The sequence below is a fragment of the Allobosea sp. Tri-44 genome (genome assembly GCF_004123845.1).
Taxonomy (GTDB): Bacteria; Pseudomonadota; Alphaproteobacteria; order Rhizobiales; family Beijerinckiaceae; genus Allobosea.
The window spans coordinates 460,839-479,642 of sequence record NZ_NBDP01000007.1; the positions used below are offsets into that span (position 1 = coordinate 460,839).

The 18,804-nt window shown below is 65.8% G+C and carries 24 protein-coding genes; 9 read left to right on the plus strand and 15 right to left on the minus strand.

Annotation, left to right across the window (positions count from 1 at the left end):
- The first annotated feature begins 157 nt into the window (after positions 1-157).
- Positions 158-922 carry an invasion associated locus B family protein gene (locus tag B6S44_RS29620; protein WP_206735100.1) on the plus strand — a complete coding sequence of 255 codons (765 nt, stop codon included), beginning with the start codon at positions 158-160 and terminating at the stop codon, positions 920-922.
- 433 nt (positions 923-1,355) lie between these two features.
- Here the strand turns inward: B6S44_RS29620 and B6S44_RS08665 are convergent, their stop codons facing one another.
- The 3 genes from B6S44_RS08665 to B6S44_RS08675 all read right to left on the minus strand — a co-directional run bounded on the left by B6S44_RS08665 (position 1,356) and on the right by B6S44_RS08675 (position 3,790).
- Complete coding sequence (locus B6S44_RS08665) at positions 1,356-2,285, minus strand: dihydrodipicolinate synthase family protein (RefSeq protein ID WP_129156475.1); 930 nt, start codon at positions 2,283-2,285, stop codon at positions 1,356-1,358.
- Positions 2,286-2,308: 23 nt separating this feature from the next.
- On the minus strand, positions 2,309-2,995 hold the full coding sequence (locus B6S44_RS08670) for a fumarylacetoacetate hydrolase family protein (RefSeq protein WP_129156476.1): 687 nt from the start codon (positions 2,993-2,995) through the stop codon (positions 2,309-2,311).
- Positions 2,996-3,319: 324 nt separating this feature from the next.
- On the minus strand, positions 3,320-3,790 hold the full coding sequence (locus tag B6S44_RS08675) for an Lrp/AsnC family transcriptional regulator (protein ID WP_164547550.1): 471 nt from the start codon (positions 3,788-3,790) through the stop codon (positions 3,320-3,322).
- Positions 3,791-3,994: 204 nt separating this feature from the next.
- On the opposite strand from B6S44_RS08675, the gene B6S44_RS08680 reads away from it, so the two are divergent.
- Genes B6S44_RS08680 through B6S44_RS08690 form a run of 3 tightly spaced genes read left to right on the plus strand, consistent with a single transcriptional unit; the run spans position 3,995 to position 6,499 of the window.
- A complete protein-coding gene (locus B6S44_RS08680; RefSeq protein ID WP_129156621.1) occupies positions 3,995-4,981 on the plus strand; it encodes an ABC transporter substrate-binding protein in 987 nt (328 codons plus the stop codon).
- Between the two features lie 13 nt (positions 4,982-4,994).
- Positions 4,995-5,747 carry an ABC transporter permease gene (locus B6S44_RS08685; protein ID WP_129156477.1) on the plus strand — a complete coding sequence of 251 codons (753 nt, stop codon included), beginning with the start codon at positions 4,995-4,997 and terminating at the stop codon, positions 5,745-5,747.
- Complete coding sequence (locus B6S44_RS08690; RefSeq protein ID WP_129156478.1) at positions 5,723-6,499, plus strand: ABC transporter ATP-binding protein; 777 nt, start codon at positions 5,723-5,725, stop codon at positions 6,497-6,499. Before B6S44_RS08685 ends, B6S44_RS08690 begins: the two co-directional genes overlap by 25 nt.
- Before the next feature lie 33 nt (positions 6,500-6,532).
- Here the strand turns inward: B6S44_RS08690 and B6S44_RS08695 are convergent, their stop codons facing one another.
- On the minus strand, positions 6,533-7,519 hold the full coding sequence (locus B6S44_RS08695) for an alpha/beta hydrolase family protein (RefSeq protein ID WP_248309500.1): 987 nt from the start codon (positions 7,517-7,519) through the stop codon (positions 6,533-6,535).
- A 25-nt stretch (positions 7,520-7,544) separates the two neighbouring features.
- Positions 7,545-7,709, minus strand: a complete 165-nt coding sequence (locus tag B6S44_RS29285; RefSeq protein WP_164985762.1) for a hypothetical protein — start codon at positions 7,707-7,709, stop codon at positions 7,545-7,547.
- A gap of 213 nt (positions 7,710-7,922) precedes the next feature.
- Here B6S44_RS29285 and B6S44_RS08700 point away from each other — a divergent pair, with 213 nt between their 5' ends.
- Together B6S44_RS08700 and B6S44_RS08705 are read left to right on the plus strand one after the other, a co-directional pair.
- A complete protein-coding gene (locus B6S44_RS08700; protein WP_129156480.1) occupies positions 7,923-9,116 on the plus strand; it encodes an O-succinylhomoserine sulfhydrylase in 1,194 nt (397 codons plus the stop codon).
- 54 nt (positions 9,117-9,170) lie between these two features.
- A complete protein-coding gene (locus tag B6S44_RS08705; protein WP_129156481.1) occupies positions 9,171-9,536 on the plus strand; it encodes a hypothetical protein in 366 nt (121 codons plus the stop codon).
- Between the two features lie 9 nt (positions 9,537-9,545).
- Here B6S44_RS08705 and B6S44_RS08710 read toward each other — a convergent pair whose 3' ends face one another.
- The 7 genes from B6S44_RS08710 to fabA form a co-directional block, all read right to left on the minus strand.
- The gene (locus B6S44_RS08710; RefSeq protein WP_126113984.1) at positions 9,546-9,791 is read right to left on the minus strand and encodes a DUF2188 domain-containing protein; all 246 of its coding nucleotides are present in this window, start codon (positions 9,789-9,791) and stop codon (positions 9,546-9,548) included.
- A 104-nt stretch (positions 9,792-9,895) separates the two neighbouring features.
- Positions 9,896-10,729 carry an enoyl-ACP reductase FabI gene (gene fabI / locus B6S44_RS08715; RefSeq protein WP_129156482.1) on the minus strand — a complete coding sequence of 278 codons (834 nt, stop codon included), beginning with the start codon at positions 10,727-10,729 and terminating at the stop codon, positions 9,896-9,898.
- A gap of 18 nt (positions 10,730-10,747) precedes the next feature.
- Positions 10,748-11,155 (minus strand): type II toxin-antitoxin system VapC family toxin, encoded by a 408-nt coding sequence (locus tag B6S44_RS08720; RefSeq protein WP_129156483.1) that lies wholly within the window; start codon positions 11,153-11,155, stop codon positions 10,748-10,750.
- Positions 11,152-11,409, minus strand: a complete 258-nt coding sequence (locus tag B6S44_RS08725; RefSeq protein ID WP_129156484.1) for a type II toxin-antitoxin system VapB family antitoxin — start codon at positions 11,407-11,409, stop codon at positions 11,152-11,154. The genes B6S44_RS08720 and B6S44_RS08725 overlap by 4 nt, the downstream gene beginning before the upstream one ends.
- Positions 11,410-11,462: 53 nt before the next feature.
- Entirely contained in the window at positions 11,463-11,735 is a 273-nt protein-coding gene (locus tag B6S44_RS08730; RefSeq protein WP_129156485.1) for a DUF3303 domain-containing protein, read from the minus strand.
- 7 nt (positions 11,736-11,742) lie between these two features.
- Complete coding sequence (gene fabB, locus B6S44_RS08735; protein WP_129156486.1) at positions 11,743-12,969, minus strand: beta-ketoacyl-ACP synthase I; 1,227 nt, start codon at positions 12,967-12,969, stop codon at positions 11,743-11,745.
- Positions 12,970-13,200: 231 nt separating this feature from the next.
- Positions 13,201-13,713 carry a 3-hydroxyacyl-[acyl-carrier-protein] dehydratase FabA gene (gene fabA, locus B6S44_RS08740; protein WP_110490985.1) on the minus strand — a complete coding sequence of 171 codons (513 nt, stop codon included), beginning with the start codon at positions 13,711-13,713 and terminating at the stop codon, positions 13,201-13,203.
- A 257-nt stretch (positions 13,714-13,970) separates the two neighbouring features.
- Between fabA and irr the strand changes: the two genes are divergently transcribed.
- A complete protein-coding gene (gene irr / locus B6S44_RS08745; RefSeq protein ID WP_129156487.1) occupies positions 13,971-14,432 on the plus strand; it encodes a Fur family transcriptional regulator Irr in 462 nt (153 codons plus the stop codon).
- 50 nt (positions 14,433-14,482) lie between these two features.
- Here the strand turns inward: irr and B6S44_RS08750 are convergent, their stop codons facing one another.
- Entirely contained in the window at positions 14,483-15,019 is a 537-nt protein-coding gene (locus tag B6S44_RS08750; protein ID WP_465246095.1) for an SH3 domain-containing protein, read from the minus strand.
- A gap of 240 nt (positions 15,020-15,259) precedes the next feature.
- Between B6S44_RS08750 and B6S44_RS08755 the strand changes: the two genes are divergently transcribed.
- Entirely contained in the window at positions 15,260-16,255 is a 996-nt protein-coding gene (locus B6S44_RS08755; RefSeq protein ID WP_129156488.1) for a 2-hydroxyacid dehydrogenase, read from the plus strand.
- Between the two features lie 7 nt (positions 16,256-16,262).
- Here B6S44_RS08755 and B6S44_RS08760 read toward each other — a convergent pair whose 3' ends face one another.
- Positions 16,263-16,649, minus strand: a complete 387-nt coding sequence (locus tag B6S44_RS08760; protein ID WP_129156489.1) for a winged helix-turn-helix transcriptional regulator — start codon at positions 16,647-16,649, stop codon at positions 16,263-16,265.
- A 102-nt stretch (positions 16,650-16,751) separates the two neighbouring features.
- On the opposite strand from B6S44_RS08760, the gene B6S44_RS08765 reads away from it, so the two are divergent.
- Positions 16,752-17,741 (plus strand): quinone oxidoreductase family protein, encoded by a 990-nt coding sequence (locus B6S44_RS08765; RefSeq protein WP_129156490.1) that lies wholly within the window; start codon positions 16,752-16,754, stop codon positions 17,739-17,741.
- 6 nt (positions 17,742-17,747) lie between these two features.
- Here the strand turns inward: B6S44_RS08765 and B6S44_RS08770 are convergent, their stop codons facing one another.
- Complete coding sequence (locus tag B6S44_RS08770) at positions 17,748-18,752, minus strand: complex I NDUFA9 subunit family protein (RefSeq protein ID WP_129156491.1); 1,005 nt, start codon at positions 18,750-18,752, stop codon at positions 17,748-17,750.
- Positions 18,753-18,804: the final 52 nt, after the last annotated feature.

Sequence of the window (18,804 nt, forward strand, 5' to 3'; positions counted from 1 at the left end):
ATTTGGAATTACTATAGTATAAAACTAATGCCGAACGATGCATGCCACGCTCTTGGCAAGCACACTCCGGTGGACACTTTCTGACTTTTTGATAGAAGCTGAAGCACCGGCTTGCCCAAACTGGCCTATGCTTCAGCTTCTATCGAAATTCGATATCATGACCCAATCCAGCACGTCTCTCTCCGCCGCGCTCCTCGCCGGCGGCCTCGCCCTCGCACTGCTCGCCACGCCAGCGCTTGCGCAGCGCGAGCCGCCCGCGACCGAACAGGCCGAGGAAGCCGAACCACAAGCAGAACCGGCGCCGCGCGCACCGGCGGCCCGCCCTGCCCCTGCGACACGCCCAGCACCTGCGGCCCGCCCAGCGACAGCGAATCCGCCCGCCCGCCCAGCCAGTCCACCGACACGCCCTGCCACGGCACAAGCACCGGCTGCAGCCCCGACTGTCAGCCAGCCGACGGCCCAGGCCGCGCGCCTGCCGAACGGCGCCACGGCAGTGAACGAGGTCTATGGCGACTGGACGGTCGACTGCCGCATCAATGACGGCCAGAAACTCTGCGTGCTGACCCAGTCGCAAGGCGACAGCCGCACGAACCAGCGCGTCTTTGCGGTCGAACTGCGCGCACCGAAGGATGGCCGCGCCGAGGGCACGATCCTGATGCCGTTCTGGCTCAAGCTCGAGAACGGCGCGGTGCTCAAGCTCGACGACAGGGATCTCGGCCAGGGCCTGCGCTTCTCGACCTGCTCGCCCGCAGGCTGCCTGCTGCCGGTCTCATTCCCGACCGTCGCCACCGACGCGATGAAGGGCGGCAAGACGCTGACGGCGGCCGCGCTCAACCTGTCGAACAACGACGTGGTCTCGTTCAATATCGCGCTGAACGGTTTCGGCCCCGCGCTCGACCGGCTGGTGCAACTGGCGAACTGACGAAAAAGCCGTCGCGGCGCTATGCGCCGCGACGGCTTGCGATCTGCTAGGGCGTGGTGTGGCTATCGCCCCGAGCCATTAGAGCAGTTCATGAACGCCATGTGTGCGGCCGTGCCGACCTTGGCCGACCGCCAGGCTTTGCGACCGGGGCGAGCCGGATCGTCAATGACCCGCCCGCCATTGCTGAGCGCGCAGTTGCAGGAGCGCTGATCCCTCATGGTGCGGCACTCCGGATGGACGCCGCCTTGCGCAGACACTGGCTCCAACGAACCAAGAACAATCAGCGCGGCACCGCCGAGCAGAAGAGCAAGACGCATATCAAATCCCCCAAGCCGCAGCTCAGGGTTGCATGGCTTGGAAGCCCGCGTCCATAGCCCGCGAGAGCCGCACACCGAATGCGCGGCTTCGCGATCAGTCAACCGGCTGCTACCCCTCAGATCTTGGCGCGCGGGTCGTGCTTCGCCAGGCGGCCGAGCAGGTAATCGACCTCAGCCTTGGCAGCGGCGGTCAGGCCCGGGCCGGGCTTGCGCTGCGCATCGCTGGCGAGGATGCCGCGCTTCATCATCACATATTTGCGCACGGCGAGGCCGACGCCCTGCTGCTGCTCATAGCGCAGCAGCGGCAGATGCGCGTCGAAGATGTCGTGGGCATCGTCGCGGCGGCCGGCCTTGTTGGCCTTGACCACGTCGATCAGCAGTTCCGGGAAGGCGTAGCCGGTGTTGGCGCCGTCGGCGCCGCGCTCGATCTCGAAATCGAGGAAGAGCCCGCCATTGCCGGTCAGGATCGCGACGCGCCGCAGCGAGCCCTCGGCCTCGAACTTGCGCAGGGTCGAGATCTTCTCAAGGCCCGGCCAGTCCTCGTGCTTCAGCATCACGCAGGACGGGTTGTCCTGGATGATCTTGCGGATGACAGCGGGGGTCATCACCACCGAGAGCGTCAGCGGATAATCCTGGATGACGAAGGGGATGTCGGAGCCGATCGCCTCGACCGCCTGCGCGTAATAGCCGGTGATCTGGTCGTCGGTGCGCAGGTTCGTCGGCGGGGCAATCATCACGCCGCCGGCGCCGAGCTCCATGACCTGCCGGGCCAGCGAGCGCATCGCCGCAAAGCCCGGCGCCGAGACCCCGACGATGATCGGCTTGCCGCCCATCTTCGCAACCGCGCGCTTGACCAGGCCGAGCGATTCCTCCGGCTCGAGCTTGGGCGCCTCGCCCATGATGCCGAGCACGGTGACGCCGTCCGAGCCGATGCTGGCATAAAAGTCGAAGAGCCGGTCGGCCGAGCTCCAGTCGACGCTGCCGTCCGGGTTGAACGGGGTCGGCGCGATCGGAAAGACGCCGGAGGCTTCGGTGGTCAGACGCATGGTAGTCTCCTTAAGCCGGCCAGTCAGACGATCCTGGTGCGGACAGTGCCGACACCCGCGATCGTGCCTTCGAGCAGGTCGCCCTTGACAACGGCCGCGACGCCTTCGGGCGTGCCGGTCATGATCAGGTCACCCGGCGCCAGCGTGACGAAGCCGGAGAGATACGAGATCGTCTCCGGCACGTTCCAGATCATCTTGGCGAGATCGGAGCTCTGGCGCACCGCACCGTTGACCTTGAGCTCGATCAGGCCCTTGTCGGGATGGCCGGCCTTGGCCGCCGGAACGATCTCACCGATCGGTGCCGACGAGTCGAAGCCCTTGCCCATGTCCCAGGGCTTGCCGGCTTTCTTGGCGGCGCCCTGCAGGTCGCGGCGGGTCATGTCGAAGCCGGCGGCATAGCCGAAGACATGGGAGAGCGCTTCGGCTTCGGCGATGTCCTTGCCGCCCTTCCCGATCGCGACGACGAGCTCCATCTCATGGTGCAGATCGGCGGTCTTGGGCGGATAGGGCATTTCGGCGCTGCCGGTCAGCACGGCGTCGGACGGCTTGGTGAAGAAGAACGGCTCCTCGCGATCGGGATCGCCACCCATCTCGCGAGTGTGCTCGGCGTAATTGCGGCCGACGCAGAAGATGCGGCGCACCGGGAAGAGCCCGCCGCCGGCCACCGGAATGACGGCGACCTTCGGCGGATCGATGACATAGCTGGACATGGCTGCGCCCCGTTCGAGAAATGCGGGAGCGTTCATGCGGGAGCACGCCCGCCGGGGCAAGTGCCTGGCATGCGATGACGGGGCTGCGCAGCGGTCGCGACGCAAGCGCGGGATCCCTCTGCGGAAGGTCGATCGCCTGGCTCCCTACCTTCCCCCTTGTGGGGAAGGGTATGGGGATGGGGGTAGTGCCGCCTGGTGATTGCCGGCAGAATGGAACTGGCAGCGGGGGCAGCGCGATCCAGCCCAGCCGATCGTTCCGGCTTTGCGACCCCCACCCCTGCCCCTCCCCACAAGGGGGAGGGGTTCCCGCGCTCTATTCGTCGATCACGACGCCTTCGGCAGGTCCGGCACCTTGTAGGCCGTCGTCGCCTTGATCCGCTCCATGGCGAAGCGCGAGGTGACGTTCTTGAGCGGGATCGTCTCTATCAGCTTCTTGTAGAAGGTGTCATAGGCGGCCATGTCGGCGACAACGACGCGCAGCATGTAATCGACATCGCCGGCCATGCGGTAGAACTCGATCACCTCCGGCATCGCCGCGACGCTCTGGGCGAACTTCTCCAGCCAGGGTCCGGAATGGTCGGCCGTCTCGATCTGAACGAAGACGGTGAGCCCCAGCCCGATCTTCTCGGGCGCCACCAGCGCGACACGCTTGATGATCACACCGGTCTGCTCGAGGCGCTGAATCCGCTTCCAGCACGGGGTCTGCGACAGCCCGACCCGATCGGCGAGCTCCGCGATCGAGATGTTGGAGTCTGCCTGCAACACAGTCAGAATCTTGCGATCAATGGCGTCCATCTCTCGATCCATAATGATGGAGAAAATTCCTTTTGCCAGAATTAGGCAATGTAGAATTTTCTTCTTTTTGAAGGGCTCAGCTTGTATTTAGATAGAAAATCCTTTTATCAAACGTCAATAGGCTAGATATCACGCGCCATCTGGGGAAATACGATTATGGATCGCCGCCAGTTCCTGCTTGCCGGCTCTTCGCTCGCCGCTGCGATGCCCTTGGTCGCCGCGTCCTTCACGGGGGCCCGCGGTCAGGAGACCGTCCCCGCCCGGATCGGCTACATCCCCGTCATCGGCACCGCCCCGATCTTCGTCGCCAATGGCGAGGGCTGGCTGAAGCAGGCTGGCATCACGCCAACGTTCACGGTGTTCGAATCCGGCCCGAACATGATCCAGGCGCTCGCCTCGGGCACGATCGACCTTTACGTCGCCGGCGTCGCCCCGCTCGCCGTCGCCCGTTCGCGCGGCGTCGACATCCGCGTCGTCGCCTCAACCGCGACCGGCGAGAACGTCTTCGTCGCCGCCCCCGCTCTGGCGAAGTTCTTCACGGAGGGAACGAGCGCAGCCGCCGCCTTCAAGGCGCACAAGGCCGCGACCGGCAAGCCGGCGCGTCTCGCCACCCAGCCGGCCGGCTCCGTTCCTAATACCGTGCTGCAATACTGGCTCTGGGAGGTCGCCAAGGCTGACAAGGCCGATGTCGAGGTGGTGCCGATGGGCATCGACGCGACGCAGCAGGCGGTGCTCGCCGGCGCCGTCGAGGGCGCGATCGTGCGCGAGCCCGCCCTCACAATCGTCCAGACCCGCAATCCCGGCATCAAGCTGATCGCCGGCGGCGAGGACGTCTTCCCCGGCCAGCCCGGCACCGTCGTCGCCGTCTCCGGCGCCTTCCTGACCAAGAACAACGCCGCCGTGCAGGGGCTGGTGTCCGGCCTCGTCAAGGCCGCCGAGGTGCTGATCAAGACGCCCGCCAAGGCCGCGCCCCATGTCGGCGCCGCGCTCGGCAAGGGCATCGTCGATCCCGCTCTGATCGAGAAAGCGCTGGTCTCGCCGGCGACCAGGTTCGAGATCGACCCGCGCAAAATCATCGAGCCAGCGCGTGCCATGCAGTCCTATCAGGTCAAGCTCGGCTCGCTCGAGAAGGAACTTCCGTTCGACGGCCTGTTCGAGACGCAGTATTACGAGCGCGCCATCAAGGGCTGACGGGGCTATCCATTTGCGTTCACTGCGGGCTCCGGCCCTCGCCCTGACGGGCCTCATCGCCTTCCTCTTGCTGTGGGAGGCGATTCCCTATTTCGGCCTGGTCAACCCGGCCTTCCTGCCGGGCCCCAGCGCCCTGCCGAGCGCCTTCCTGCGCGAGGTGAAGTCCGGTGCCTGGCTCACGGCCATCATGGGCTCGCTCGGCCACTACTTCATCGGTCTCATCACCGGCGCCGGCCTCGGCATTGCGCTCGGCGTGCTGACTGGCATGTCGAGGATCGCCGAGGAGACGACCGCCTGGGTGGTGCGGCTGCTGCGGCCAATCCCCGGCCTCGCCTGGGTGCCGTTCGCGATCATCTGGTTCGGCGTCAATCCGCAGGCAGCAGTGTTCATCATTGCGATCGGTGTGTTCTGGATCGTCTTCTTCGCGGCACAGGGCGCGATCCGCGGCGTCGACCGCGACCTGATCGAGGTCGCCGACGCCTTCGGCTTCCGCTCGCCGGTCCAGCGGTTGGTCAAGATCCTGCTGCCGGCGGCGATGCCCGGCATCCTCGTCGGCGTGCGCACCGCGCTCGGCCAGGCCTGGATGGCGGTGGTCGCGGCAGAGATCTTCGGCGTCGCCGGCGTCGGCCAGCGCATGATGCAGGCTTCCAGCCTGCTCGCGACCGATCTCGTCGTCATCTACATGCTGACCATGGCGGCGCTCTACGGCCTGCTCGACACGCTGTTCGTCGCCTTCCAGGGATGGGTGCTGCGTTGGAAAGCGTGATCGACATCAAGGAGCTGTCGCTCACCTTCACCCGCGACAGCGAGGCAACCGAGGTCCTGCGCAAGCTGAATCTGTCGGTGGCGCGCGGCGAGTTCCTCGCCATCGTCGGCCCGTCGGGCGTCGGCAAGTCGACGCTGTTGCGCGTCATTGCCGGTCTCGCCCGCCCGAGCGGCGGCGAAGTCGTGATCAACGCGAAAGACAATACCCGCCGGCCGGTCGCGCTGGTCTTCCAGGATTCGCGGCTGCTGCCCTGGCGGAAAGTGATCTCGAATGTCGGCTTCGGTCTCGAAGGCCAGACGCCGCGCGCCGGGCGCCTCGCCAAGGCACAGGAGACGCTCGACCTCGTCGGCCTCGGGCCATTGACGCAGCGCTGGCCGCACCAGCTCTCCGGCGGCCAGCGCCAGCGCGTCTCGCTGGCGCGGGCACTCGCGGTCGAGCCCGAGATCCTCTTGATGGACGAGCCGTTCTCGGCGCTCGATGCGCTGACCCGCGAGACGCTGCAGGACGAACTGATCCGCGTCTGGCAGCGTACCGGCAAGACGGTGCTGTTCGTCACCCACGATATCGACGAAGCCGCCTATCTCGCCGACCGGGTCGTGGTGCTCTCGGGCGCACCGGGCCAGATCATCGCCGAGCACCGGATTTCGGCAGCCCATCCGCGTCGGCGCGGGGCGGAAGCCGAGGCGGAGATCGTGCGCGCGGTCCGCGTCAACCTCGGCGCGGACATCGTTAGCGACGGTGCGGCGATCTGACCCGCGGAGATCGATTTCATCGCCGTGCCAGCGTCAATCGTCAGGCTGCGCGCTCAATCCCGCCAGCGCCGCCCTGATGGTGTCGATCTTCTCCCCGCGAGCGATCAGCGCGGCAGCGCGTCGGCCATGACGCGCGAGAGCGTGGTGGCTCTTGTCTGCGGCTGAAAGGATGATGTGCTGCGGATCGTAGCCGGCCGCCTGCAATCGGCGCACATAAGTCAGCTGGGTTGCGTAGGGGACGATGCGATCCTGCTGGTCCGACAGAACGAGGATCAGCGGCTTGGGATCACGCCGAATGCCGACGAGGTGATCGATGGGATTGTATAGCGCGTTGCTGGCGCTTTGGACCGTGCGCCGCTTGTTCCAGTAGTCCGTCACCTCGCGCACCGACAGCAACGCCGACGACAGCACCACGGCCGACACATCCCGGCGCCGGTTGAGCAGAGACGCGGCGATGTGGCCGCCTCCGGATTGCCCGGCCAGAATGAACGTCGATACGCGATAGCGCCGTTTGATCGCATCGAGCGCACCATCCACCAGCATGACCTCGCGCAGTTCGCGACGCTGACTGTGATCGCCGGACGAGCCGAACATGCCGGGACGAGCGATAAAAATCGCAGGGCTGCCCGCCTGCGCCGACCAGCGCGCCATGTCGCGCCCGATCAGCTCCGGCGATTGGCGCTCATATCCCGATCCGACGAAACGAACGCCCTCTTTCGTTTTCAGGAGCACGTCGCCAGTGAAATACACCAGGACTGTGGGGTTATCGGCGGCGCTCAGCCCCTGCGAATAGGTGCGCAGGCAATCGCCCTTGCCGCCGACCTCGATCCAGAATCCCCCGGGAATACCGGCACAATGGTCGAGCGAACTGAACGAGCCGTGCAGGGCTTCATAAGGCGCAAAGCGATCAGCCGCGCGCGGCACCGCAAGCTCCTTCGGCGCGGCCGGCGCAGCGGGAGGCAGCTCCAACCTTTCAGCAAAGGCGCTCGGCGCAACAGCTGTCGCGATGGCGACGATCAACCAGCGAAGTAGCTGCTTCATAACCCTAGCTTCGGATGATCGCTCGAAAACCTAAACCAACGACGAGCGACAGCGCCGTCGCGGCCACCCAGATCAATGCCGCCGCCGCAATGATGGCGGTGACCAGATTGATCAGGACCTGATCCTTCACGCCGAACAGCGAGCACCACCACGAAATAAATCGCTTCACTCATGGCCTCCGGACTGAGGACAGCAGCACTGACGGATGGAACCCGCCGCTTGCCAGGACAGCAGTTGTGACCGCATCAGATATCAATCAAAAGTTGCCAATGCGTTGGCATCACCCTCCGTTCCCCATAAGGAAAATTCGTTCGCCTTTACGAACGCAATTGACGGTGATATTCCCCTTGTCCGTTATATAGAACGGAACGGGCGGTTTCTCATGGCGAACGAAGTGACTGGCGCAGCCGCGCTGCACCCCGAGACCCGACTGGTCCATGCCGGCACGCTGCGCTCGCAGTTCGGCGAGACCTCCGAGGCGCTGTTCCTGACGCAGGGCCATGTCTACGACAGCGCCGAGCAGTGCGAGGCGCGCTTCCTCAACAAGGATCCGGGCTTCCAGTACGCGCGTTTCTCCAATCCCAGCGTCACCATGCTGGAGCAGCGCATGGCCGCCTTCGAGGGCGCCGAAGCCTGCCGGGCGACTGCGACCGGCATGGCTGCCGTCACCGCGGCGCTGTCGAGCCTGGTTCGGGCCGGCGACCATGTTGTCGCGGCGCGCGCCCTGTTCGGCTCCTGTCGCTACATCGTCGAGGACCATCTGCCACGCTACGGCGTTGAGTCGACGCTGGTCGACGGCACCGACCTTGCCGCCTGGCGCGCCGCCATCCGGCCGAACACCAAGGCCTTCTTCCTGGAGAGCCCGGCCAACCCGACGCTGGAGGTGATCGACATCGCCGCCGTCTCCGCGATCGCCAAGGACGCGGGCGCCAAGCTGATCGTCGACAATGTCTTCGCGACGCCGCTGTTCCAGCGCCCGCTCGAGCTCGGCGCCGATCTCGTCGCCTATTCCGCCACCAAGCACATCGACGGCCAGGGACGCTGCCTCGGCGGGCTCGTGCTCGGCTCGAAGGAGCTGATCGAGGGCGATATCCAGACCTTCCTGCGCCAGACCGGCCCGGCCATGTCGCCCTTCAATGCCTGGGTGATGCTGAAGGCACTGGAGACGCTGCCCCTGCGCGTCCGCCGCCAGGCCGAGAGCGCGACTGTGGTCGCTGCGTGGCTGAAGGGCCGCAAGGACTTGCCGCATGTCGCCTTCATCGGCGACCCTGACCATCCGCAGGCCGAGATCATCGCGAAGCAGATGAGCGGCCCCTCGACGCTGATCGCCTTCGAGGTCGCGGGCGGCAAGGATGCCGCCTTCCGCTTCCTCAACAAGCTCAAGCTGATCCGCATCTCCAACAATCTCGGCGACGCCAAGAGCCTGATCGTGCATCCGGCGACGACGACGCATCAGCGCTTCACGCCGGAGGTCCGCGCCAGCATGGGTGTCAGCGATGGGCTGATCCGCCTCTCGATCGGTCTGGAGCATGCCGAGGATCTGATCGCCGATCTCCAGCAGGCGCTGGCGGCGTGATCTGAACCAGAACCGCGACTGTGCGTTTGAACCTCGGCAACAACCGAGGTTCACATGCTCCGCAAAACCGCCTGCGCGACTGCGCTGCTCGCTTTCCTGGCCGCCCCGGCGCTCGCCCAGGACACCTCACCGGCTTCTTCTGCGCCAGTCGAGAAACCGGCCTCTCCGGAGCTAGCCGCCTGCAAATCGACCGCGATGGCGGCGCTAACGGCGCGCGAGCCGGAGATCAAGGACATCTTCATCGATGAGGACGGGCTGACGATCGCGGTCGCGGAGACGAAGGTCGAGACGACGCCGATCACGCGCATCCTCATGGGCGAGGCCTATCTGAAGACCGATAAATCCGACAAGCCGCGCCGCTTCCTCTGCCTCATCGGCGAGAAAGGCAAAGTGCTGCTGACCTTCTTCACCCAGAGGTGAGGAGCAGCCTCAGCCGCCATCGACGATCCGGGTATTGGGCCGGTCACGGCCATCGGCCAGCTCTTCGTGCCACTCGCCCTTCGCATCCTGATAGACGATGCCATCGGTGACGCCCGGCCGCTTCTGGCGGGCGGCAGCCTTATTGGCCGCCTTGAGCGCCGCATCATGCGAGCGGAAGGTCTCGGATAGGGCGTCGCCGACCTTATAGGCCCAGCCGCCATCGTGCTGGACGATCTCGTATTTGACCATGACCATGAGCGTCCTCCATGGCTCACTGATCGAACCGACGGCATGCGCCCCGGGTTCCACCGGTGGGGAGGATAGCTCCGCCGCGTGGTCGGCGGAAGGCCTTGACTGACTCAGTCGCCGTTGCCGGTATCGGCAGCGCGCAGGCCTTCCAGCACCGGCATCGAGGTGATGTGATAGCCGGCATCGATATGGTGGACTTCGCCGGTCACCCCGCCCGAGAGGTCGGAGAGGTAATAGAGCGCCGAGCCGCCGATCTGCTCCAGCGTCACCGATTTGCGCAGCGGCGAGTTGGCGCGCTGCCAGGAATACATGGCGCGCGCATCGGAGATGCCGGCGCCGGCGAGGGTGCGCACCGGGCCAGGCGAGAGCGCATTCACCCGGATGCCCTTGGGTCCATAATCGGCGGCGAGGTAACGCATGCTCGCTTCCAGCGCCGCCTTGGCGACACCCATGACATTGTAGTTCGGCATCACGCGGGTCGAGCCGCTATAGGTCAGCGTGATCATGCTGCCGCCCTGCGGCATCCGCTCGGCGGCACGCTTGGCTGCCTCGGTGAAGGAGAAGCACGAGATCACCATGGTCCGCGAAAAATTCTCGCGGGTGGTGTCGGCATAGAGGCCCTTGAGCTCGTTCTTGTCCGAGAAGCCGATGGCGTGGATCAGGAAATCGAGCGTGTTGCGCTCCGGATCGCCGCCCCAGGCCTCGTCGATCGCGGCGAAGGTGGCGTCGAGCGTCGAGACGTCCTCGACATCGCAGGGAAGCACCAGTTTCGAGCCGATGCTCTCGGCGAGCGGCTTGACGCGTTTGCCGAGCGCATCGCCCTGATAGGTGAAGGCCATCTGCGCGCCATGCGCATGCAGGGTCCGGGCAATGCCCCAGGCGATCGAGTTCTGGTTGGCGACGCCCATGACGAGGCCGCGCTTGTTGTGCATCAGGGGGAGCATTGCTGGTCTTTCAACTCATCATTCGGCAAGGGCCGCTCGGAGATCGGTTCGACCGAAATCTTGGCCGACGAACAGGATGGCTGCATTGCGCAGCGTCGTGGAGGCATAAGCGAAGCAGTCGCCCATGTTCAATGCCGCGGGGTGCCGGCCCTTGCCGAAGCGGGCGAAAGCCGCCAGTGCCGCATCGGCATGAGCATCGCCAATGTCCTCGATAACGATCCTTGCGCGCCCGACGAGCTCGCGAACTTCGCCCAAGGCTTCAGCTACGGTGTAGTTGGCGAGCCGGGCGATCGCGAGCGCCGTTTCGTAGATGGCGATAGGCGAAGTGAAGAAGGCCGCGTCGCTTTCGAGGCAGTCGAGCACGCGGTCAGCCGCGGGCTCGCCAGCCATCACAGCGGTCAGGGCGGAAGCATCGACGAAGATCATTCGTCGCCCGACAGCCAGTCGAAGAAGGCCTTGTCGGCTTTCAATCCCGTCTTGCCATGAGCTGCGACACGCTCCTGGATATCGCGGATGCGTTCGCGGAGCGGCCGCTGATCGGCCTGCGCCTCGAACTGCTCGACGCGCGCCAGCTTTTCCTCCGCGGCGCTTCGGACAGTGTCAGTCAGCGTCGCGCCGGTTTTAGCCGCAAGCGCACGCACAATGCGATCGGTTTCAGGGTCGCGAATATGGAACGCCATCTGGATGCTCCGTCTAGACGAGGGATATAGTCGTCTAGACGATCTCTGTCACGTCAGAGATGCTTCTTCACCGCCGCCGCCGTATCCTTCGAGGCCGCGAGCGGCACGATCTCGAAGCGGGCGAGATCGCCCCAGGCCAGCACCCATTCCTGCAGCTTGGTGACGTCGTCGCACTGCATCACCTGGAAGCAGCGCGCGAAATCGGCCGAGATCCAGCTGTCGATATAAGTCAGGCCGTCCGGCATCATCCGGCCGCGCTCATGGAAGCGGGCGTAGATTTCCTTCACCCGCGCCTGGTCAAAATGCTCGATCACCATGAAAAGCATGGCGGCCTCAGGCCTCCAGCCGCTTCATCACGATCGTGGCGTTGGTGCCACCAAAGCCGAACGAGTTGGAGAGCACACAGCCCAGGCCGGCATTGTCGATGCGCTTACGCACGATCGGCATGTCGGCGAAGGCCGGGTCGAGCTCCTCAATATGGGCGCTCTCGGCGACGAAGTCGTTGTTCAGCATCAGCAGCGAGTAGATCGCCTCCTGCACGCCGGTCGCGCCGAGCGAATGGCCGGTCAGCGACTTGGTCGCCGAGATCGGCGGGCTCTTGTCGCCGGCGCCGAAAACCGTGCGGATCGCCTCGATCTCCTTGGCGTCGCCGACCGGGGTCGAGGTACCATGCGGGTTGATGTAGTCGACCTTGGCCTTCACGCCCTGCAGCGCCATCCGCATGCAGCGCTCGGCGCCCTCGCCCGAGGGCGCGACCATGTCGTAGCCGTCCGACGTCGCGCCATAACCGACGACCTCGCCATAGATGCGAGCGCCGCGGGCCTTGGCGTGCTCCAGTTCCTCGAGCACGACGACACCGGCACCGCCAGCGATGACGAAGCCGTCGCGCTTCGCGTCATACGCGCGCGAGGCCACCGCGGGCGTGTCGTTGAAATCGGACGACATCGCGCCCATCGCGTCGAACAGCACGGAGAGCGTCCAGTCGAGTTCCTCGCAGCCGCCGGCGAAGATCACGTCCTGCTTGCCCCACTGGATCAGCTCGTAGGCGTTGCCGATGCAATGGTTCGAGGTCGCGCAAGCCGAGGAGATCGAATAATTGACGCCCTTGATCTTGAACCAGGTCGCGAGCGTCGCCGAAGCGGTTGAGGACATGCCCTTGGGCACCGCGAACGGGCCGACCTTCTTGGACGAGCCGCTCTCGCGGGCCTTGTCATAGGCGTCGATCAGGGCGCGGGTCGAGGGGCCGCCCGAGCCCATGATGATGCCGGTGCGCTCATGGCTGATTTCTTTTTCTTCCAGCCCGGCGTCGCGGATGGCCTGCTCCATCGCAACCTGATTCCAGGCCGAGCCACCACCATGGAAGCGCATGGCGCGGCGGTCGAGCACGGTCGCGGGATCGAGCGAAGGTACGCCGGCGACCCGGCTGCGGAAGCCGTGCTCGGCGAAATCCGGGACATAGGAGATGCCGGACTTGGCCTCGCGCAGCGAGGCCAGCACTTCCTGCGTATTGTTGCCGATGGACGAGACGATGCCCATCCCGGTGACCACAACGCGTCTCATGCTGCTTCTCCGGCTCTTTGGTGACAGGCCGGGAGGCCAGCCCCGGCCCCTCGTTCAGTCGATACCTGCGCAAATGGACCGCGCGGACGGCGAACGCAAGACACCTCGATCACGATGATTCCGGACAGGAACGGTCCAAAATCGCAAACGCCATCGATTCTAATATTTTAGAGCGGGGTCCCTGCGGAAAAGCGGCTCCCACTTTTCCGCATCCCGCTCCGGCTGGTTTGCTCAGGCCGCTTCGGGCTTGAACAGGCCGACGCGCATGTCCGAGACGGTATAGATACGCTTGCCGTCGGCTTCGAGCCAGCCATCGGCAATGCCGAGCACGAGCTTGGACTTGAAGACGCGCTTGAAGTCGACGCCGTAGACGACGCGCTTGACGGAGGGCAGCACCTGGTCGGCGAACTTGACCTCGCCCACGCCGAGCGCCCGGCCCCGGCCCGGCAGGCCGAGCCAGCCGAGGAAGAAACCGGTGAGCTGCCAGAGCGCGTCGAGCCCGAGGCAGCCCGGCATGACCGGATCGCCTTTGAAATGGCAATCGAAGAACCAGAGGTCCGGGCGAATGTCGAACTCGGCACGGACGAGGCCCTTGCCGTGCGGACCGCCATCCTCGCTGATTTCGGCGATACGATCGAACATCAGCATCGGCGGCAGCGGCAGCTGCGCATTGCCCGGCCCGAAGAGTTCACCGCGCCCGCAAGCGAGGATTTCCTCGTAGCTGAATGACGATTGCCGCTCCATATCCGACTTCACTCCATTGCGGCCGCCATGCATTCGGCTGCCAACCCCCGATGCAACGTGCCTAACACAGCGTCGCTGCGGAACGGAAGGGCGCAAGGCCGGCGCGGCCGTGGATGATCAGCCGGCGACACTGTGTTAGTCTCTCGCAGGTCCTAGCGGCGGCGCCGCGATGCTTGCGGCCAGGGGGTCAAAGCCTTACATCGAATCTAAGCTGGCGCTTTCCCATTCCGGGGAGGCATGAGGAGTTGACGCAAGGCATGGACCGCCTGACGCAGGACGAGGGCATTGGAGCGGATGCGCGGCAGGGCTGCCCCTTCCACGATGTGCGCCAGAAGCTGCGCCGGGTAGGCCTGAGACCGACCCGTCAACGCGTCTCGCTCGGCTGGCTGCTCTTCGCCAAGGGGGATCGGCATGTCAGCGCCGAGATCCTCTACGAGGAAGCGATGAAGGCGCGCGTGCCGGTCTCGCTTGCGACCGTCTACAACACGCTGCACCAGTTCACCGAGGCTGGCCTGCTGCGCGAGCTCGCGATCGACGGCGCCAAGACCTTCTTCGACACCGACAACAGCGACCACCACCATTTCGTCGTCGACGGCGAGGACAAGGTGATCGACATCCCGGCTTCGGCGGTCGATGTCGCCGCGCTGCCGCCCGCGCCCGAAGGCTACGAGATCAGCCGGGTCGATGTCGTCGTCAGGTTGCGCAAGATCGCCGACTGAGGCCTAGTCCGAAGCGGATACGACCGTTCGGCGCTTCCCGGATCGAAGCGCTATTGCACGGTCTCGTTGGGATAGACCCCCCAGAGCCTGTCCTGCCGGATATACCCCGACATCTTGCTGACCGTGACGCGGCACCAGGCGTTCTGGCAGGATTGCACATTGGCGATGACGCCGGGCTCGAGGGTCGCGACCACGGCCCCGCCCTCGTTCGCGGCATCGCGCAGGGAAAAGGGTTCGCTCTTGTTCTTCGACCAGGGCGAGACCAGCACGGTGCGCCGCCCCGAGAGCAGGCTGTGCAGAACCCAGCCTTCGGTGCCGTCGGCGTCGCGCACGCGCCGCCAGGTCTCGAATTCAGCCGTGATCTCGACGGGCAGGCCGGCGCGCTGGAAGACCCAGCTGGTGCGATGCTCCTTCGACGGGCCTTCGCGCAGATTGACCCGGTCTGACTTCAGGCTGACATAACGCGGCAGCGGCAGGCCGGAGACGGGGCCGGCGGCGACCTCCTGCGCCATGCTCCGCGTCGCCAGCAGGGTCAGTCCCATTGCGAGCAGAAGGCCGGCGGCGCCGCGCATCGTCTTAACCGTCATCAAACCCACTCCTCGACCTGCCCGGCGCCGACTAAGCGCCAATGGGTCAGGTTGTGTTCCGCCGCAACGCTGCTAGACAACGAAACGGCTGCCGTCCGTCGAAACTGTCCGACTCAATTCCTGAAGCGCCTCGGTTAATGGGGGGTTGAGGCGGAATGGCGACGAAGCAGCCACGGTGTCGCGCCTAGCCGGCGCACGCCAGCAATATCGGAGCCTGAGGGGCCTGTTAGGGAGCCGTCCATGTCGAAGAAGAAGCCCCTGGTCGTCGTCACGCGCAAGCTGCCGGCCGTGGTCGAGACGCGGATGCGGGAGCTCTTCGACGCCAGGCTCAATCTCGACGACACGCCGATGAGCCAGGCCGCTTTGGTCGAGGCGATGAAGACCGCCGACGTGCTGGTCCCGACCGTGACCGACAAGATCGATGCCGGCTTGATCGCCCAGGCTGGCGAGCAGCTGCGCCTGATCGCCAATTTCGGCAATGGCGTCGACAATATCGACGTCGCCAGCGCCGTACAGCGCGGCATCACCGTGACCAATACGCCGGGCGTTCTGACCGACGACACCGCCGACATGACGATGGCGCTGATCCTCGCCGTTGCCAGGCGCATCGCCGAGGGCGCGCGCATCATCACCGATGACGAATGGGCCGGCTGGTCGCCGAACTGGATGCTCGGCCGCCGCATCACCGGCAAGCGTCTCGGCATCGTCGGCATGGGCCGGATCGGCCAGGCGCTGGCCAAGCGCGCCGCCGCCTTCGGCCTGTCGATCCACTATCACAACCGCCGCCGGCTCGATTCGCGCATCGAAGAGGCGCTCGACGCGACCTACTGGGATTCGCTCGACCAGATGCTGGCGCGGATGGATGTGGTCTCGGTCAACTGCCCGCATACGCCGGCGACCTATCATTTGCTCTCGGCGCGCCGCCTCAAGCTGATGAAGCCCGACGCCATCCTGGTGAACACGGCGCGCGGCGAGATCGTCGACGAGACGGCGCTGTCACGCATGCTGGAGGCCGGCGAACTCGCCGGCGCCGGCCTCGACGTGTTCGAGCACGAGCCGGCGGTCAATCCGCGCCTGCTCAAGCTCGCGCGCAATCATCGCGTCGTCGTGCTGCCGCATATGGGCTCGGCCACGCATGAGGGCCGCGCCGACATGGGCGAGAAGGTCATCGTCAACATCAAGACCTTCATGGACGGGCACAAGCCTCCGGACCGCGTCCTGCCCAGCATGCTTTGAGACGGCTTCAGGCCGCCTCGGAACGCTCGCCCGGGCGGTAACGGCACTCGGACAGGCTGTCGAGCTCGCCGAGATCGGCGGCATGGCGGCGGCCCCAGTCGCACAGCGTTGCAATCACCGGGGCGAGGCTCTGGCCAAGCGGTGTCGCCGCATAGTCGACGCGCGCCGGCACCTGCCGGAAGATCTCGCGGCTGACGAGGCCGTGCTCTTCCATCTCGCGCAATTGCTGAATCAGCACCTTCTGGGTGATTGGCGGAATGCGCTTCTGCAGCTCCGACAGGCGCTTGGGGCCGTCGAAGAGCTGGTAGAGGATCACGGCCTTCCAGCGGCCGGAGATCACCTTGAGCGCCCGCTCGACCGGCAGCATCGGCAAGCGCTTCATCGGGTCGGCCATGCTCACCTCTTGGTCTGCAGCGAACAAATCGGTGTGTAGCCACCGCTCGCTACCCTAGCCCAGAACGCGCCTCACGTTCAGCCCCTTCGCGTGAGGCCTGCCATGAAAGCCATCCAGTACAGCCGCTTCGGCGGCCCCGACGTGCTCGAGACCGTCGAGATCGACCAGCCCTCGCCTGGCCCCGGCGAGGTGCTGATCGCGGTCGGCGCCGTCGGCGTCAATTTCTTCGAGGTGTTGATGCGGCAGGACCGCTATGTCGTGACACCGCCCCTGCCCTTCAGTCCCGGTGTCGAGATTGCCGGCACCATCGCGGCACTAGGGGAAGGCGTCACAACGTTTTCGGTCGGCGAGCGCGTCGCCGCAGCCCTTTATCTCGCAGACCGTCAGAGCGGTGGCTACGCCGACTATGTCGCGGTCAGCGCGGATGTCCTCGTGCGCCTGCCGGAGACACTGCCGTTTGCGGCCGCTACCGCGCTGCAGGTGCAGGGCCTGACCGCGCTGCATCTGCTGCGCAGCAATCCGGCCGCCGGGCGCAACGTCCTGGTCAGCGCCGCGGCTGGCGGCGTCGGCAGCCTTTTGGTCCAGTTGGCGAAGCGGGCCGGGGCGAAGCGCGTGATCGCTATGGCGAGCTCGAACGAGAAACTCGCGCTGGCACAGGACATCGGCGCCGATGCGGGCATCGACTACACACGGCCCGATTGGCCGGAACAGGTCCGTGCCCTAACCGACGGCGCAGGGCCGGACCTGATCTTCGATGCGTCCGGCGGCGACATCCCGGCGCAATGCCTTGCCTTGCTCGCGCCATTTGGACGTCTCGTGCTTTACGGCCCGCTCTCGATAGCCGATTTCCGGCCGGATGCAGAGGCGTTGAAGGCCCTGATCTTTGGCAATCGCGCGATCGCCGGCTTCTCGCTCCTGCCGCATCTCGCACCGGAGCGCCTCGTGCACGACCTCGGCGAGCTGTTCGCGTTGGTTACCGCTGGCGAATTGAAGCTCCTGCCCGGCAGCAGCTTCCCGCTGGCGCAGGCGAGTGCCGCTCATGCCGCGCTGGAAAGCCGGCAGAGCGCCGGCAAGCTGGTGCTGGTGCCGTAATTGGGCTCAGCCGCCGGCGCGGGCGGTGTCGAACTGGCCCGACTTGCGGAAGCGCCAGAGATAGGCGGGCACCTCGGCCTCGGCCGAGACCGGCGCAATGCCGAGCCCGCGCAGGGTCCGGCCTTCCTTCTCGGCAGTCGCGGATACGACATTGTCGCTCTCGAGCAGATGGACCTGGTCGCGCGTCAGAATGAGCTCTTTCGGCAAAAGGCCGAGCGTCAGCATGTCCGCGATCTCGAGAACCTGGCCCTGCAGGCGGGCGAGCCCGAAAGGCATCGGCGCGATCAGGCGCCTGCGGCCGGTGACCTCGCAGACATAGTCGATCAGCTCCCGCAGGGTCTTCGCCTCCGGACCGCCGAGCTCATAGACCTTGCCGCCATCGAGCTTGCCGTCGACGGCACGCGCGACCGCCTCGGCGACGTCGCCGACGAAGACCGGCTGGAATTTGGTCTCGGCACCGGCGAGCGGCAGTACCGGCAGCATGCGCACCAGCGAGGCGAAGCGATTGAAGAAAGTGTCCTCCGGCCCAAACATCACCGAGGGGCGCAACAGGATTGCCTGCTTGACCAGAGCGTGAACCGCCGCCTCGCCCTCGGCCTTGCTGCGGGCATAGGCTGATTTCGAATCAGCGCTGGCGCCGAGCGCGGAGACCTGGACCAGCCGGTCGACGCCGAAAGTCGCGCAGGCCTGCGCGACGGTGCGTGCGCCCTGCGCCTGCACCGACGAGAAATTCTGCCGGCCCTTCTCCTGCAGGATGCCGACGAGGTTGATCACCGCATTGGCGCCCTTCACAGCGGCCGCGACCGAATCGGGGTAGCGCAGATTGGCCTGCACCGCAGTGATCTGGCCGACGGTGCCGAGCGGCTGCAGGAAACCGGAGAGATCCGGGCGCCGAACCGCAGCGCGAACACGATAGCCGCGCCGCGCCAGCGCCCGCACGACATGCCGCCCGAGGAAGCCGGAGCCGCCGAAGACCGTGACGAGTTGCGAAGCGGGAGGCAGGACCGTCATGATGACGCGAAGCTCCGTTTGGAAGCGCTGAAAACTGGGATCGCTGCGCCTG